This is a genomic window from Streptomyces sp. NPDC016640 (assembly GCF_043076215.1).
GTDB lineage: Bacteria > Actinomycetota > Actinomycetes > Streptomycetales > Streptomycetaceae > Streptomyces.
The window spans coordinates 20,841-38,177 of sequence record NZ_JBIBRG010000014.1; the positions used below are offsets into that span (position 1 = coordinate 20,841).

The following is a 17,337-nucleotide window of genomic DNA, read 5'->3' on the forward strand; positions in this document are numbered from 1 at the left end:
CAACGCTCACTCGATACTCGGCGGATCCGCATCAGACCCTCATTTATCCAGTTCACCGCCCTCCTCCTGCCGTCACTGACGGGCGACCGGGGGCCTGAGGACGGCATCATGACCCTACGACCGAATTCATGACGGCTGACCGTACGGCGTGTCACACATTCCGCTGTTCCGTGTATCACTGATTGCGCTCCCGATACCCGGACCGCACCGCTCGGCCGGCCGGATCGCCGGATTGAATCCGGTGTACGCGATCAGGTCGGGGGCATCGAAGGCGGCAAACGGTTCCGCGGGCCGGTACGGGACTCTCATTTCAGAGGTGCCTTGCCGATCGAGCGTGGTGGTGGCGCAGGAACTCCCATCGCCGCGGGCCGGTAGGCACCTGTTCCTGTTCCCGGCCCGCAGCCAGCCCATCAGACGGTGGAGCGAAGCTCGGAGCCACGGGACTCCTCGTGGTCCGGCTCCGGTGTCGGACTCTTCTTCTGGCCGGCAGCAGGCAGGGTGATCAGCAGCACGGCTGCTCCGAGGAGTGCGATGACCGCGATCCAGCCCGCACCGACGTGCATGGCATGGATGAACGCGTCGTCGGCAGCCTGGGCAAGAGCGGGCCGGTGGAGAGTGGTGGCGACGTGGCGGGCCTGTTCGGCGGAGACTCGCACCTGATCCTGCACCGGACCGGGTACACCCTCCAGCGAAGGTTCGATCGCACGTCGGTACACGATCGACATGATCGTGCCGCCCACTGCGATTCCGATCACACTGCCGGTCTGCCGCACGGTGTTGGTGACGGCCGATCCTGCACCGGCCTGTTCCAGCGGCAGGTCGCTGATCAACGCGGCCGTAACGGGGCCGATCACCACGCCGATCGAGAGACCCTGTACCAACAACAGGATCTCGATCCAGACGAGTGGAGTCTGGAGTCCGAGGAACGCGTACCCGCCCATGGTCAGCGCAGCGACGGTGAGCGCCGGCACGGTGACGAGGCGGAGCGGCAGGCGGCGAACCAGGCGCGTGGCGAGGGGCGCCCCCACGAGCGCGCCGAATGCGGTCGGGATATTGGCCAGACCCGCCTCCATCGGCGAGTATCCGAGCGCGCCCTGCAGGTAGAACGCGTTGTAGAAGGTGATGGCGGCCACACCGAAGAGCAGCAGTCCGAGCGCCACGTTGCCACCACAGAATGTGCGTTGCACGAACAGTCGCGGATCAAAGCTGGGCGCCTTGACACGCAGTTCGACGAGTACGAAAACGGCCAGCAGAGCCAGACCGGCAACGATCGGCGCCCAGACGTCGGTACGGCTCCACACCGCCACCTGACCCGCCCGGATCAGCCCGTAGGACAACGCCACGAGCCCACTGATCGACAGCAGCATTCCAGCAGGGTCCAGCGGTCGCAGAGTGGGACTGCGGAAATTCGGAACCAGCACGGCGAGCCCGACCAGCGCCAATACCGCGACCGGGACATTGATCAGAAAGACCGAGCCCCACCAGAAATGCTCGAGCAGGAACCCCGCCAGCACCGGGCCGGCAGCCATTCCGACACCGGCCGACGTCGAGAAAACGCCGATCGCGGCAGCCCTCGCGGGGCCGGTGAAGGTCCACATGAGGATGGCCATCATGGCGGGCGTGATCAGCGCGCTGCCCACCCCCATCGCAGCTCGAGCCGTGATCAGCTGGCCCGCATCGCTTGCGTACGCCGCCCACAGTGAGGACCCGGCGAAGATCACCAACCCACCGGAAAACACGGTCCGGTGACCGAACCGGTCGCCCAGTGCACCTGCAGTGAACATCAACGTGGCGAAGGCCAGAGTGTACGAACCGGTCGCCCATTGCAGCTCACCGGGATTGGCCCCCAGTCCACGGACCGGGTCCGCAAGGGTCTCCAGCGTAGTACTCAGGACGGTATTTTCTAACCAAATCAGCAGCGAACACAACATAAGAATGGCGAGAATCAACCGCTGCCTGGACTTCGGCAACGTTGGAGGCGCGGTCATGAACACCTTCGAACATCGATCGGCGGGAACTTGAACGACGGGACTATAAGCAAATTCCACACCGCTGTCAACCTTACACTTTCCCCTCGAGGCTGTTGCGGCCGAACGAACTATATGCCTCCGCCGGATTTGCGGAATGAATAATTTTGTGCCTCTGGTGGATTTGCGAGTCGAGGGAATTCACCTCCGGCGAGGGTTGCAGCCGAGCGAATTTTCTGCCTCCAGCGAGCTGTCGCACCGCGTCCCGAGACGTCGGCCCGGTGCCCACGCCGAACCGCGGAGGCGAGACCGACGACGGCCATGATCACGGCGACGGCCCGCACGACGGAGGCCCCGCCACGACCCCGGCACCGAGGCCGGCCCCCAGGAAACGAGCCCCCCGGACGCCGGAGGAGGAACAGTGCGCCCGGCAGACGTTCGTCCTTCGGCTTCGCGGCACGGGCCGGGTCCACCGCCGTGCGGCAGTAAGGGGCGGGGTCGGAGTACGACGTGTTGGTCTGCGGGTGGTGGAGGTCCAGTTCGTCCACCCCGGTCCTCGGGTTGTCCGGCACCGGACACCACGGGACACCGCCGGAGAAGCGGAACGCTTCCGCGTACGCTTCGGCCCAGGCACGCCGGTCCATGGTGTGCCACCGGGCGGACGGCCATGTGCCGCGGGGCGGGCAGCACCATCACGAACGCCCGGATCCGGTGCCGTTTCCCGCTCGCCGGGCGATCCACTGTCCCGGGAAGCCGCAGTCGGCCGAAGCCGCCGGGAGGTCGTGGTGACCGTCGTGGTCTCCGACCGGCTCTGGGCGCAGCCCCGGTGCGGCTTGGTCCCCGCCCACCGCACCCGGTCCGGCCTTCGGCTGGCCGGCTCCGGGAACCAGTTCCCGGTGGCTTCGCCCGGTCCACCTCGCTCACGGGATCGGGCGGGCCGAGCAACGTGGAGTCCCGGGCCCGCGCCGGCCGGCAGGTTCGACGGTCCGGTTCCGCCGGGTCACCTCGTGTCGCGCGGGGACCCGCTCTCTGCGGCGTTCGCGGTTGACGCGGCTCGGGTGGCGGGTCGCCGACGGCGGTGGCTCGGCGCCCGCGACGCTGTTCGCGCCGCGGGCCAGGACCTTCGGGCAGGGAGGCGCACTTACGGGAGGACGATGTTGCGGCCGGGGCCGCCTTCGAGGGCGTCCTTTCCGGTGCCACCGCAGACGAGGTCGTCGCCGCCTTCGCCGTCCAGTGTGTCGTTGCCGGGGCCGCCGAGGACGATGTCGCGGCCGTCCCCGCCCATGGCGTGGTCGTCGCCGGGGCCGGCGTGCACGGTGTCGTCACCGCCGTAGCCCTCGATCATGTCGTCGCCCCGGCCGCCCCACATCTGCTGGTTGCTGTTGTCACCCATCAGGTGGTCCATGCCGTCGCCGCCGTGCAGGGCGGCGGGTCCCATGACCATGTCGTTCCCCGCGCCGCCCAGCACCGTGCGTGCGGTGTGGGCGTGCAGTTCGTCGTCGCCGGGGCCGCCGCTGACGGTGCCGGCCCCGGGGGCGAAGGCGGCGATCGTGTCGTTGCCGTCGCCGAGGAAGACGTCGATCCTGTCCGGCCGGGGGCTGTCGGCGGGCAGTTCGCAGACGACGGAGGTGGTGTCCTCGGCTCTCGAGTACGCACAGTGGTCGCCCGGTTCGAGCGGGACCACGTCCCTGAAGCCGATCCTCCGGATCCCGTCGCTGGTGTACATGGAGAATATGCTGAGGTTGTTGGCCTGCCCTGCGGCGGCGGTGAAGACGATCGACTGAGTTGCCCAGTCGGCTCCGACGCGGGCCTTCGCCTCGGTGGCGGCGGCTGCCGGGCCGACGGCGAGGCCGGCGGTGAACAGGGTCACGGCGACCGCGCTGACGGCGGCTCGGTTTCGGTTCATGAGACCTCATCTCGGTGGAGCGACGGTGGACCGACCTGCTTGGCGTGGTGCTGCCGGGGACCGGGCGGAGCCGGTCGTGAAGGCAGTCTCCCCTGCTGGCCCGGATCTGCAAGACCGCGAATCGACGCGGCGTCACGGTAAGCCGATGTCCCCCCGGATGTGATGGTTGGACTTCTTTGGCCAGGTATGTTCCCGGTGCCGGCGTGGCAGGGTTCGCTAGCTCAATTCTGGCTCAGTGAAAGGGAGTTGGCCGACTCAGTCGATGGCTGGGATTGCCGGAGGAGCGGAAGACGGCTGCCCGGGTGCGGGCGGCGGAGCTTCGCCCCCGGGCGCAACGGATCGCGGCCGGACTCGCCGAGGCGGAAGCGGTGCCGGAGCGTCGGGCGATCGACCGGGAGGAACTCGTCGAGGCCCTGGCCGCTCCGGACGCGGCGGGAGTGCCCGCTGCGGGTGCGCGGGGGGGCTGTCGTGCCGCACCGGCACGAGGCGGCGACCGTGGAGGTGCTCGCGGTGGACCACCGACGGATCGTCGGGAGGGGTACGCGCGTTCCCGCTGCGTGCCATCGGCCGCGTTCCCCGCCCGATGCGCCGTACAGCCACCACTCCTACCAGGCGACTTGCCAGGCGAGGCCGGCTCGGGGGTACGGAAGCGCCCCATCGGGGCCTGGGATCCCGCGTGTTGCGGGACTGGACAGCCCTCACGCCGGAACCGGGTCCCGCCGCCATGCCGCGAACGCCCCTCCCCGGCATCGCCCCGCACACCGGTCCGGGCCGCAGCCTCGCTTTCCGGTCCCGGGAACGGTTCCGACTCCCGGCTCACGGCGGATTCCCTGCTCGCCGCCCGTCCCTGTAATCAACTCCGTCTGCTTCATTGACATTTCACTCAGAAGACCTACCGTTGGGAGCGCTCCCATACAGCCTTGCAACTGGAAGGAGTTCCCCCACATGCGCACACACAGTCCGTTAACCGGGCGTTCGCGGTCGTCCCTCCGCCGGCCCCTCCAGGCGCTCGTCATGCTGTTTGCCGTGGTTGTCGGCGCACTGACCTGGTCGGCCCCCGCCCAGGCCCACGGCACCATCGTCGGTCCCGCCTCCCGCGCGTACCAGTGCTGGAAGACCTGGGGCAGCAACCACACGAACCCGGCCATGCAGACCGAGGATCCCATGTGTTGGCAGGCCTTCCAGGCCAACCCCGACACCATGTGGAACTGGATGAGCGCACTCCGCGACGGCCTCGGTGGCCAGTTCCAGGCGCGGACCCCCGACGGGACGCTCTGCAGCAACAACCTCTCAAGGAACGCCAGCCTGAACAAGCCCGGGCAGTGGAAGACCACCACCGTCGGCAACAACTTCTCGGTCCACCTGTACGACCAGGCGTCCCACGGTGCCGACTACTTCAAGGTCTACGTGAGCAAGCAGGGCTTCAACCCCAAGACCCAGACCCTGGGCTGGGGCAACCTCGACTTCATCACGCAGACCGGCCGCTTCGCCCCGGCACAGGACATCACGTTCCCCGTCCAGACCTCCGGCTACACCGGACACCACGTCCTGTTCGTAATCTGGCAGGCCTCGCACCTCGACCAGGCCTACATGTGGTGCAGCGACGTGAACTTCGGCTGAGCCGGGGAGCGCCGCACACGGCCTCGGCCGGGCGCCGGTAACCCGCCGCCCGGCCGACCGGGTTCCGCCGGGGCAGGGGACCCATTTGGTCCCCTGCCCCGGCGGGGCTTCCTGCACTCCCGGCAGGACTTGGTCAGGTGCATCCGTCGGTCTCTCGGAGCCGTCGAGGGACCTCGACGGCTCCGAGAGACCGGGACCCCCGAGCCGGGCACCCGCGTGCCCAGGGGGAAACCGACCGGTTCACCGGGAAGAACCGGGAATCCTGCAGTCCACCCGAAACGAGGAATGTCAGGCCAGTCCGAGTGTGCCCAAGGGGTGTCATGTGTCCCCATTCCCCGGAATTCCTCGCCTCCGGCGGTTCGGACATCAACGGCCGCCGAGTGAATCGAGCCAGCGCCGTAGGTGCGCGGCGGTCTCTGCCACCCGTTCCTCGATGATCGAGAAGTGGTCCGCCTCGATGCGCTCGACCGGTCCGCGGTGTTGCCAGCCGGGAACGGGGTCGGCGTCCCCGAAGCCGCTCAGCGTCACGGTGGCCCGCAGATCCAGCGTCGGCGCGGCGATCGGCTTGGCCTCACGCTCGGGATATATCCGCGCATAGCCGCCCATCGCGACCAGGCCGTGGTCGTCGACGGGGGTCAGTGCGTTGCCCCGGGACAGGATCTGCCCCAGCGCGTCGGTGAGCACGTGACGGTTGAGTTCGAGGTCTTCCGGGGAGTAGGTGTCGATCATCGCGACGCCCGCGAGCTCGCCGCCCTCGTCCTCGAGCCGCCGGGCGACCGCGTGGGCGAGCGCACCACCGGCCGAATAGCCGATGAGCGCCACCGGGCCTCGCCCGAGTTCCGATGCGACGGCCGCGGCGAGGCTCCCGATCGCCGCCGCCCAGGTCGCCGGCAGGTCGTCGCCCGCGCGCATGCCGGGCAGCCGCAACGCACTGACCTGCCGCTCGCCGCCCAGTTCACGGGCCAGGCGGGCGAACTGGTGCGGGCCCGATCCCACCAGGAACGAGGGGATGCAGATCAGTGCCGGTGCCACGGCGCCGCGCGCCAGGAGCTGCGCGGCCGGGCGCTGTGCGGCGGCCTCGTCGGCGGAGTACGTGGTCATCAGAGCCGAGCTCGCCGTCAGCAGGGGCATCGCCCCTGCCAGCTCACCGCGGCGATGCGCCGCCGACACCAGGTCGGTGATCGTGCCGCGCACGCCGGCCGGTGCCTGCTCGGCCGCGCCGGTGCCGGATTCGTCGATCCGCGATCGCACCAGTTTCGCCACGTCGGCGGCGGTCGGGTGGTCGAAGACCAGCGTCGACGGCAACGTCAGCCCGGTCAGCTGTGCGAGCCGGTTCCGGAATTCGACGGCACCGAGGGAGTCGAAACCGAGTTCGGTGAACGGCGCGTCCGGGTCGATCGCGTCGCCGGACGGGTGGCCGAGGACCGCCGAGGCGGCGTTGCGCACCTCGCGCAGGATCACACCGTCGCGGTCGGCGTCGGACAGCGCGGCCAGCCGCCGGGCCAGGCCGACACCGGCACTCGCGGCGGCCGGGGGAACCCGGATCATGCCGCGCAGTACCGCGGGCAGTGTGCCGCCGCGCGCCAGGGAGGTGAGCGCCGCCATGTCCAGCAGTGCCGTCGTCGGCGTCGCCCGATCGGTCGCGAGTGCGTTGTCGAACAGCGCCATCCCGGAATCCGGGTCGATCGGGATCAGGCCCAGCCTGGCCCGGATCTGGCGGGCGTACTGTTCGGCACCGTCCCCGCCGAGTATCCCCGCCATGCCGACGGTCCACAGTCCCCAGGCCAGCGAGTGCGCGGGCAGGCCCGCGCTGCGCCGCACGCGTGCCAGCGCGTCCAGCACGCTGTTCGCGGCGGCGTAGTTGCCCTGTCCTTGTCCGCCGAGCAACGGCGCCGCGGACGAGAACAGCACGAACGCCGACAGATCCAGGTCGCGGGTCAGCTCGTGCAGGTGCAGTGCCGCATCGACCTTCGGTGCCAGCACCCGTGTCGTCTGCGCGGTGGTCAGGGTGTCGAGCGTGCCGTCGTCCAGGACGCCCGCCGCATGGATGACGGCGGTCAGCGGGGCGTCGGTGTCGATGCCGGCCAGCAGGGCCTGGACCGCGGTGCGTTCGGTGACGTCGCACGCCACGACCCGGACGTGGGCGCCGAGGCCGGTCAGCTCGGCGGCCAGTTCGGCGGCGCCGTCCGCGGCGGCACCGCGCCGCGATACCAGCAGCAGCCGCCGTGCGCCGTGCGCTGCGACCAGATGCCGGGCGACGATCGCGCCGATGCCGCCGGTGCCGCCGGTGATGAGCACCGTGCCGTGGCCGAACGGCAGTGGCGCGCCCGGTTCGGCGGCAGGCAGCGGCTGCAGTCGCGGTGCCAGGAGCCGACCCTCGCGAACGGCCAGGTGCGGTTCGTCCCGGGCCACGGCGTCGGCGAGCGACTGGATCGGCAGGGCGTCGCCGTCGTGGTCGATGAGCAGGAACCGGCCCGGGTGCTCGGACTGTGCGCTGCGCACCAGGCCCGCCACGGCGGCTCCGACCAGATCGGGTTCCTCACCGGGCAGTCCGGCGGCCGTGCGCGTCACGATCGCGAGCCGGCCGGGGCGATCGGCGCCTGTCCAGCCCTGCAGCAGTGCGAGCGTCGTCAGCACGCCGGCGTGTATGTCCGCCGCGCCGGCACCGGTTCCGCGGGGCGCCGGCCATACCACCGTGTCGGGGACATCCTGCAGCACAGCCAGTTCCGCGAGATCGGCACAGCTCGTCGGGGGCTCAGGGGCCTCGACGGTCGCCGGGTCGCCGAGCACGACGACGCGCCCGGTGTCCGCCTCGGAGACGGCGGGCACGGCGACCCACTCGAGGTCGAACAGCGGTGCCGCGCCGTGCAGCTGTGCCAGCGCCTGCTGCTCGATCGGGCGGGACCGCACCGACTCCATGCTCAGCACGAGGGCACCGGTCGCGTCGACCGCGTCCACGCACAAGGTGTTCGGTGCGATGCGGGCGACGCGGACGCGCAAGGCACCCGCGCCGGACTGTGCCAGCTGGACACCGTCGAAGGCGAAAGGCAGTGGGACCCGGCCGTCGGGCCCGCCCTCGGCGAGATGGCCGACAGCCGCGTGGAACACCGCGTCCAGCAGTGCCGGATGCAGTCCGAAGGCGGTGGCGCGCGCTGCGGTGTCGGGGTCGAGCGCCAGGTCGGCGAACACCTCCTCCCCACGCGACCACGCGGCGCGAACACCCTGGAACACCGGGCCGTAGCCGAAGCCGAGGTCGCCGAGCGCGCGGTACACCTGCTGTCCGTCGACCGGATCGCCCGCGACCGGAGGCCACACCTGGGACCAGCCCGGCGCCGCGGTCGGCGCGGCGGACGTGAGCAGGCCACGGGCATGCAGCACCCAGGCGTCGGCGGTGCGGGCGTGGATGGCCACGGTCCGGTGCCCGTCGGCGTCGGGTCCGCCCACGGCGAGCTGAACATCCGCGGCGCCGTCGGTCGGGAGAATCAGCGGTGCCGCGAGCACCAGTTCCGCCAGGCGCGGCACGCCGAGCCGGGCGCCGGCGGCCAGGGCCAGTTCCACGAATCCGGTACCCGGCATCACGACCGTGCCGAAGACGGCGTGGTCGGCGAGCCATGGCTGCGTGCGCAGCGAGAGCCTGCCGGTGAACAGCCACTCGTCCTTGCCGGCGAGCTGCACCTGGGCGTGCAGCAGCGGATGGCCGGCGGAGTCGGCGCCGGCGAGCGGCGCGGCGGCCTCCGCGGGCAGCAGCCAGAATCGTTCGTGCTGGAAGGGATAGGTGGGCAGGGCGATCCGTGCCTGCGGTCGATCTCCGAACCAGGCCGCCCAGCGCACCGGCCGGCCCGCGCAGTGCGCGGTTGCCAGCGCGGCGACCAGCTGCTCGGGTTCGGCGACTGCGCGACGGGATCCCGCGACCACCGATGCGTGCGCTGCGAGGTCTGTCGCCAGGGTGGCGCGGGTCATGGTCGTCAGCACCGCGTCCGGGCCCAGCTCGACGAACAGGCGCACACCCGAATCGAGCAGTGACTGCACCGCCGGGGCGAAGCGCACCGCCTCGCGCACCTGCCGTACCCAGTACTCGGGCGTCCCCACCGATTCGCCGGCGAATGCGCCGGAGACCGTGGAGCACAGAGGGATGCGTGGCTCGTGGTACGTCAGGCCCGCGGCGATCTCCGCGAACTCGGCCAGCATCGGATCCATCAAGGCGGAGTGGAACGCGTGGCTCACCCGCAGCCTGCTGGTCCTGACGCCCTCGGCCGCCAGCCTCGGCTCGAGCGCCGACACCGCCTCGGTGTCTCCGGAGAAGACCACCGCGTCGGGGGCGTTCACCGCGGCCAGCGAGACCGCGGCGGCCGCCGGATCGGCATGAGCCGCCGCCAGCAGTTCCAGGGCCCGCTCCTCCGGCACCGCGGCGGCCAGCATGCTCCCGCCCGCCGGCAGCGCCCCCATCAACCGGCCCCGGGCCGCAACGAGCCGGCACGCGTCCGGCAACGACCACACACCGGCCACATACGCCGCGGCCAGCTCGCCGATCGAATGCCCGGCCACCGCATCCGGCGTCACGCCGAACGACTCGACAAGGCGGTACATCGCCACCTCGAACGCGAACAACGCGGGCTGGGTGTACTCGGTGCGGTCCAGCAAGGTCCCGGCAGTCGCACCGCTCGCAGCAGCCGGCGCGTCGAGCTCACCCGCTTCCTGCGCGATGCCGGTGCGCTGCGCGCCGAACATCACGTCCCGCAGCGAACGCCCCAGGTGTGCATCGAATTCCGCGCACACCTCGTCGAGCGCGGCGGCGAAAGCCGGGAACGCCCGGTACAGCCCGGCGCCCATCCCGATCCGCTGCGCGCCCTGACCGGTGAACAGGAACGCCGTGGTGCCGGTCCGACCGGCGCCGTCGGCGATGCCCGGGCCTGAGTCGTCGGCTGCCAGGCGCGCCAGGGCCGCCAGCAGCGTCTCCCGGTCCGAGCCCACGACGGCGGCGCGCTGCTCGAGCTGCGCGCGGTGCAGCGCCAGCGTCACCGCGACGTCGGTCAGGTCGAGCTCCGGACGTTCGCGCAGCGCGTCGTGCAGACGGCGCGCCTGCGTCCGCAGCGCGGCAGCCGTCCGCGCGGACAGCAGCAACGGCACGGCCGCCGGGCTCGGTGGATCGGCCGGTCGCGGCAGGACCGCGGGCGCCTCTTCGAGGATCACGTGCGCGTTGGTCCCGCTGATCCCGAACGACGACACCCCCGCCCGGCGCGGACGCTCCCCGGCCGGCCACGGCTCGGCCTCGGTCAGGATCCGCACCGCGCCCGCCGACCACTCCACGTGCGGCGACGGCGCGTCGACGTGCAAGGTGGGCGGCAACACCTCGTGCCGCAGCGCCTGCACCATCTTGATCACACCGCCGACACCGGCAGCCGCCTGCGCGTGCCCTATGTTCGACTTCAACGACCCGATCCGCAGCGGCTCGGCGCGATCCTGTCCGTAGGCGTTGATCAGCGCCTGCGCCTCGATCGGGTCACCCAGCGTGGTGCCGGTGCCGTGCGCCTCCACCGCGTCCACCTCGGGCGCGGCCACCCCCGCGTTGACCAGTGCCTGCGCGATCACCCGCTCCTGGGACGGACCGTTCGGCGCGGTCAAGCCGTTGCTCGCACCGTCCTGGTTGATCGCGCTACCGCGGATCACGGCCAGCACCGGGCGCCCGTTGCGCCGCGCGTCGGACAACCGCTCGAGGGCGAGCACGCCGACGCCCTCGGACCACGCGACGCCGTCCGCGGCACTCGAGAACGCCTTGCAGCGCCCGTCCGGTGACAGCGCCCGCTGCCGGGAGAACTCCACGAACAGCAGCGGAGTCGACATGACCGTCACCCCGCTGGCCAGGACCAGCGACGTCTCCCCGGCGCGCAGTGCCTGCACCGCCAGGTGCAGGGCCACCAGCGACGACGAGCATGCCGTGTCGACCGTCACCGCGGGTCCTTCCAGACCGAGGGCGTAGGACACCCGGCCGGAGACGACGCTGCCGGCCGATCCGGTCGCCAGATAGCCTTCCGCGGCACCGTCGGCGGCCTCGCGCGCCGTGTAGCCGTAGTCCTGGTACATGACGCCCGCGTACACCCCGGTGTCGCTGCCCCGCAGTGAGGTCGGATCGATACCGGCGTCTTCGAGCGCTTCCCAGGAGGCCTCGAGCAGCAACCGCTGCTGCGGGTCCATCGCCGCCGCCTCACGGGGCCCGATCCCGAAGAAGGCGGCATCGAAATCACCTGCGGCATGCAGGAATCCGCCTTCCCGGGTGTAGATCTTGCCGGGTTTGCCGGGGTCGGTGTCGTAGAGGTGGTCGAGGTCCCAGCCGCGGTCGCCCGGGATCGGGGTGATCGCGTCGACGCGCCCGGCGATCAGTTCCCAGAGCTGGTCGGGATTCTCGACGCCGCCGGGATACCGGCAGCTCATGCCGACGATCGCGATCGGCTCGTCGGCCCCGGCCCCGGCCCTGGCCGAGGCGGCACGCGGTCGCGTCGGCGCCGAACCGTCGACCCGGGTGCGCAGGAAGCCCGCAACGGCGGCGGCGGTCGGATAGTCGAACACCAGCGTGGACGGAAGCTGAACACCGGTGGCGGCGGTCACCTTGTTGCGGAACTCGACTCCGCCGAGCGAGTCGAAGCCCAGTGCCGTGAACGGTGTCTCGGGGTCGACGGCGTCGGCCGACTCGTGCCCGAGGACCGCGGCGGCGATCGCGCGGACCTCGTTGCGGATCAGCGTCTCCCACTGATCGGCGGGGGCGTCGAGCAGCCGCCGGCGCAACGGGCTGTCGTCGGTCCGGCCGCGCGGCGGTACGTGGATCAGGCCGCGCAGCAGCGCAGGCAGCGTGCCGAGCCGGCCCAGCGCGGTGAGGGCGGGTGTATCGAGCAGCGCGGTCATCAGCATCGGTTCGCCGGTGGTCAACGCGTCGTCGAACATCTGCATGCCGGTGTCCGGCTCGATCGGGGACAAACCGAGACGCGTGCGGATCTGACGCACCAGGTGTTCGCCACCCGGGTCGTTCAATGCCTCGGCCATGCCGCGCTTCCACAGCCCCCAGGCCAGCGAGTGCGCGGGCAGACCGGCGCTGCGGCGTGCCTGGGCGAGCGCGTCCACCGCCGCGTTCGCGGCCGCGTAGTTGCCCTGGCCCTGTCCACCGAGCAGCGGCCCGGCGGAGGAGAACAGCACGAACGCCGACAGGTCCATGTCGCGGGTGAGCTCGTGCAGATGCCAGGCGGCATCGACCTTCGGGGCGAGCACCCGGTCCACCTGCTCGGCGGTCAAGGTCTCGACGGTGCCGTCGTCGACCACCCCCGCGGTGTGCACGACAGCGGTCACCGGTTCGTGCGCCGGTACGGATTCCAGCAGCGCCGCGACCGCGGCGCGATCGCTGACGTCGCACGCATCGACGCGTACGTCGGCGCCCAGCGCGGTCAGCTCGGTGACCAGCTCCGCGACACCCGGCGCGGCCAGGCCGCGGCGCGAGGCGAGCAACAGCCTGCGCACCCCGTGCCGGGTGACCAGGTGGCGTGCGGTGACGGCGCCCAGTCCGCCCGCGCCGCCGGTGATCAGGACCGTGCCACCGCCGAAGGGCTCGCCGGTCGATTCGACGGTGGTCGCGCGGATCAGCCGCGGTGCCACCGTGACGCCGTCGCGGATCGCGAGCTGCGGTTCGTCCGCGGCGACTGCGGCGGCGATCCGCTGGTGCAGGTCCGCGACGTCGTTGTCGTCGAGGTCGACCTGCACGATGCGCCCCGGATGTTCCGACTGCGCACTGCGTACCAGGCCCCGGACGGCCGCTGCCGCGGGGTCCGGCGTCTCACCGGGCAGACCTGCTCCGTTGCGGGTCAGCACGATCATCGTCGAGTCGGCGCAGCCCGGTTCGGCGAGCCAGTCGCGCAGCACCGCGAGGGCGTTGCGCACGGCGGTGCGGATGGTCGCGGGGACGTCGTCGCCGTCCGCCGTCGCCGTTTCGGGCGACCAGACGACAGCCGCGCCTGTGTGGCCCCCGCCTGTCGCGAACGCCGCGACATCCTCGACCGTCTCGGTGCAGCCTGCGAGGGGCCGGCCCAGTGCGACCAGTCGCCGGTCCGGCGCCGCGGGCGCCGTCACCGGCGTCCAGTCGAGGACGTAGAGCGGGCTGCGGGCACCGGCGAGGGCGCGCGCGTCCGCGGGGCGGGCGAGTACGGCGTCGATCGACAGCACCGCGGCGCCGGTGGCGTCGCAGGCGTCGACGCGCACCTTCTCGGGACCCGAACGGATGATGCGGGCGCGGACCGCGGTGGCGCCGGGCCGGAACACACGGACGCCGCCGAAGGAGAACGGAAGCGGCAGCCTGCCGTCGGGCAGGTCGTCGGCGAGCACATCGATGGCAGCGTGGAAGGTCGCGTCCAGCAGCGCCGGATGCACCCCGAAGCCCGCCGCCCGGCCCGCCGTCGTCTCGTCCAGGGTCACCTCGGCGAACACGTCGTCACCGCTGGTCCAGGCGGCGTGCACGCCTTGGAAGCTCGGGCCGTAGCCGAATCCCAGGTCGGCGAGCCGGTCGTACAGACCCGTTCCGTCGATCGGCGTGCCGTCGGCCGGCGGCCAGTCGGGGTCGGTCCAGGCCGGCGGCACGCCGTCGGCGGGGGCGAGGGTGCCGGTGGCGTGCAGCGTCCAGTCCGGCCCGCCCGGGTGGGACCGCGCGGTGCCGGTGGCGGCACGCGAGTGGATCGACAGGCGCCGACGGCCGGTGTGGTCGGGCTCGGTCACCGAGACCTGCACGTCCACGCCAGCGGCACCGTCGAACAGCAGCGGCGTCGCCAGGACGAGTTCGTCCACGACGGGCAGTTCCAGGCGGCTCCCCGCGGCCAGCGCCAGATCCACGAACCCGGTGCCGGGCAGAAGCACCGCTCCGAAGGCCGTGTGGTCGGCGATCCACGGCTGGTCGGTGGTGGAGAGCCTGCCGCTGAAGAGCCATTCGTCGCGCCCGGCAAGCGGCGCGGCGACGCGCAGCATCGGATGACCGAGCGCGCGGAGACCGGCGCGGCCCATGTCACCGGGCGCCTCGTCGTCGGGCTGCACCCAGTAACGGCGGTGCTGGAAAGCGTAGACGGGCAGGTCGAGGTGGGTGACCGGCCTTCCCGGTGACAGCGGCGCCCAGTCGACGGCGACGCCCGAGCAGTGGGCGGCGGCGAGCAGCCGCAGGAACTGGTCGACCTCATCGACGCCGCGCCGTGACGCCGCCGCGACCAGTGAGCGGGACGCCACCTCGTCGGTCACTGTCTGGCGGGTCAGCGCCGCCAGCACCGCGTCCGGACCCACCTCGAGGAACCGGCGCACACCGGCGTCGACGAGTGACCGCACCGCCGGGGCGAACCGCACGGCCTCGCGCACCTGCCGCACCCAGTACTGCGGGGTCAGCAGCTCGGGACCGGCCGGCGCACCGGACACCGTGGAGCACACACCGATCCGGGGCGCCCGATACGCCACCGACCTGGCGACCTGCTCGTACTCGGCGAGCATCGGCTCCATCAACGCCGAATGGAAGGCGTGACCGACCCTCAGCCGGGTCGTCTTCACGCCCTCGTCCGCCAGCCGGTCCTCCAGTGCGGCGATCGCCGCCGTCTCGCCCGAGAACACCGCCGCCGCGGGCGCGTTCACGGCCGCCAACGAGACCGTCCCGGCCGCGAGCAGTTCCAGCGCCCGCTCCTCCGGCACCGCGGCGGCGAGCATCGCTCCGTCGGCCGGCAGCGCCCCCATCAGCCGGCCACGGGCGGCAACGAGCCGACACGCGTCGGCCAGCGACCACACCCCGGCCACATGGGCCGCGGCCAGCTCACCGATCGAATGCCCGACCACCACGTCCGGGGTCACGCCGAACGACTCCAGGAGGCGGTACAGCGCCACCTCGAACGCGAACAGCGCAGGCTGCGTGAATTCCGTCCGGTCGAGCAGGGCCGTGCGCCCGGCGTCGCCGACGCTGTTCCCGGCACCACCGGTCTCGCCGGACACGACCTCGCGCAGCGATACCCCGAGGAGGGCGTCGAATTCCGCGCACACCTCGTCGAGGGCGGCGGAGAACACGGGGAACGCGGCCGCCAGCCCTGCGCCCATACCGAGGCGTTGCGCGCCCTGACCGGTGAACAGGAAGGCCGTCTCGCCGGTGGTGGCGACACCCGACACCACATGCGGGGACGCCGAACCCGCGGCCAGGGCCGTGAGGCCGGCGAGCAGACCGGTCCGGTCGGCGCCGAGCACCGCGCCGCGCCGGCCCAGTTGAGCGCGCGCGGTGGTCAGGGCGGCGGCGACATCGGCGTCGTCCACCTCGGGGTGGTCGGCGAGCCAGGCCAGCAGCCGGCTCGCCTGTGCCCGTAGCGCGGTCTCCGACGTGGCCGAAAGCAACCACGGTGCCGGCGGCGTCGGCGAGCCCGGCTCCGGCCGTCGTGCGGCGGCATCCGGTCCTGTCGCCGGATCGACGTCACGGTCGCGCGGCGCCTCTTCGAGGATCACGTGAGCGTTGGTCCCGCTGATTCCGAAGGACGACACACCCGTCCGACGCGGGCGATCGAGCTCCGGCCACCGCTGAGCCTGCGTCAGCAGCTTCACCGCGCCCGCCGACCAATCGACCTCGGGGGTCGGCTCGTCCACGTGCAGAGTCGAGGGCATGATCCCCTCGCGCATCGCCATGACCATCTTGATCACGCCCGCGACACCCGCCGCGGCCTGCGTGTGACCGATGTTCGACTTGACGGAACCCAGCCACAACGGGTTGTCGTCCCCACGGGCCCGGCCGTAAGTGGACAGCAGCGCCTGCGCCTCGATCGGATCACCCAGCCGCGTGCCCGTACCGTGCGCCTCCACGACGTCCACCTCGGACGCCGGCAGCCGCGCGTTGGCCAGCGCAGCGCGTATGACCCGCTCCTGCGAAGGCCCGTTCGGCGCGGTCAGCTGGCTGCTCGCACCGTCCTGGTTCACCGCGGAACCACGGATCACCGCCAGCACCCGGTGCCCGCCGCGCTCCGCGTCCGACAGCCGCTCCAGCACCAGCACGCCCACGCCCTCGGCCCAGCCCGTGCCGTCCGCCGACGAGGAGAACGCCTTGCACCGCCCGTCCGGCGACAGCCCGCGCTGCCGGGAGAACTCCACGAACGTGCCCGGTGTCGCCATGACCGTCACACCACCGGCAAGCGCCATCGAGCACTCGCCCTGACGCAGCGACTGGACGGCGAGATGAAGCGCGACGAGCGAGGACGAACACGCGGTGTCGACCGTCACCGCCGGCCCCTCCAGCCCGAAGGTATAGGCCAGACGGCCCGACGCGACGCTGCCCGCGCTCCCGGTCAGCAGGTAGCCCTCGAAGCCCTCGGGCGCATGGGGGATCCGGGAGCCGTAGTCGTCGTACATGACGCCCATGTACACCCCGGTACGGGTGCTCCTCAGCGTGGTCGGGGCGATGCCGGCGTGTTCGAAAGCCTCCCAGCCCGTCTCCAGCAGCAACCGCTGCTGGGGATCCATCGCCGCGGCCTCGCGAGGACCGATGCCGAAGAACTCGGCGTCGAACCGGTCCGCCTCGTACAGGAAGCCGCCTTCGCGGGTGTACGAGGTCCCGAGGTGGTCGGGGTCGGGGTGGTACAGGTTTTCCAGGTCCCAGCCGCGGCCCTCCGGGAAGGGACCGACCGCGTCACGTCCGGCGCCCAGCAGCTCCCACAGGTCGTCCGGGGAGGCGACACCGCCCGGGAGCCGGCATGCCATGCCCACGATCGCGATCGGCTCGTGTGCGCGCTCCTCCAGGTCCTGCACACGCTGACGGCTCTCCCGCAGGTCGACCGTTGCCCGCTTGAGGTAGTCGCGAAGTTTCTGCTCGTT

At 71.8% G+C, this 17,337-nt stretch carries 3 protein-coding genes and 1 pseudogene; 1 reads left to right on the top strand and 3 read right to left on the bottom strand.

Going from position 1 to position 17,337, the window contains the following annotated elements; genetic code table 11:
• Nucleotides 1-410: 410 nt before the first annotated feature.
• The gene (locus ACF07S_RS25805; RefSeq protein WP_391965926.1) at nucleotides 411-1,988 is read right to left on the bottom strand and encodes an MFS transporter; all 1,578 of its coding nucleotides are present in this window, start codon (nucleotides 1,986-1,988) and stop codon (nucleotides 411-413) included.
• Nucleotides 1,989-3,108: 1,120 nt separating this feature from the next.
• Nucleotides 3,109-3,873, bottom strand: coding sequence for a calcium-binding protein (locus ACF07S_RS25810; protein WP_391975217.1), 765 nt, complete (start codon nucleotides 3,871-3,873; stop codon nucleotides 3,109-3,111).
• Nucleotides 3,874-4,887: 1,014 nt separating this feature from the next.
• Between ACF07S_RS25810 and ACF07S_RS25815 the strand changes: the two genes are divergently transcribed.
• Nucleotides 4,888-5,493, top strand: a complete 606-nt coding sequence (locus ACF07S_RS25815) for a lytic polysaccharide monooxygenase (RefSeq protein ID WP_391965954.1) — start codon at nucleotides 4,888-4,890, stop codon at nucleotides 5,491-5,493.
• A 366-nt stretch (nucleotides 5,494-5,859) separates the two neighbouring features.
• Here the strand turns inward: ACF07S_RS25815 and ACF07S_RS25820 are convergent.
• A pseudogene (locus tag ACF07S_RS25820) lies at nucleotides 5,860-17,301 on the bottom strand (type I polyketide synthase); the annotation flags it as partial.
• Between the last annotated feature and the right edge of the window lie 36 nt (nucleotides 17,302-17,337).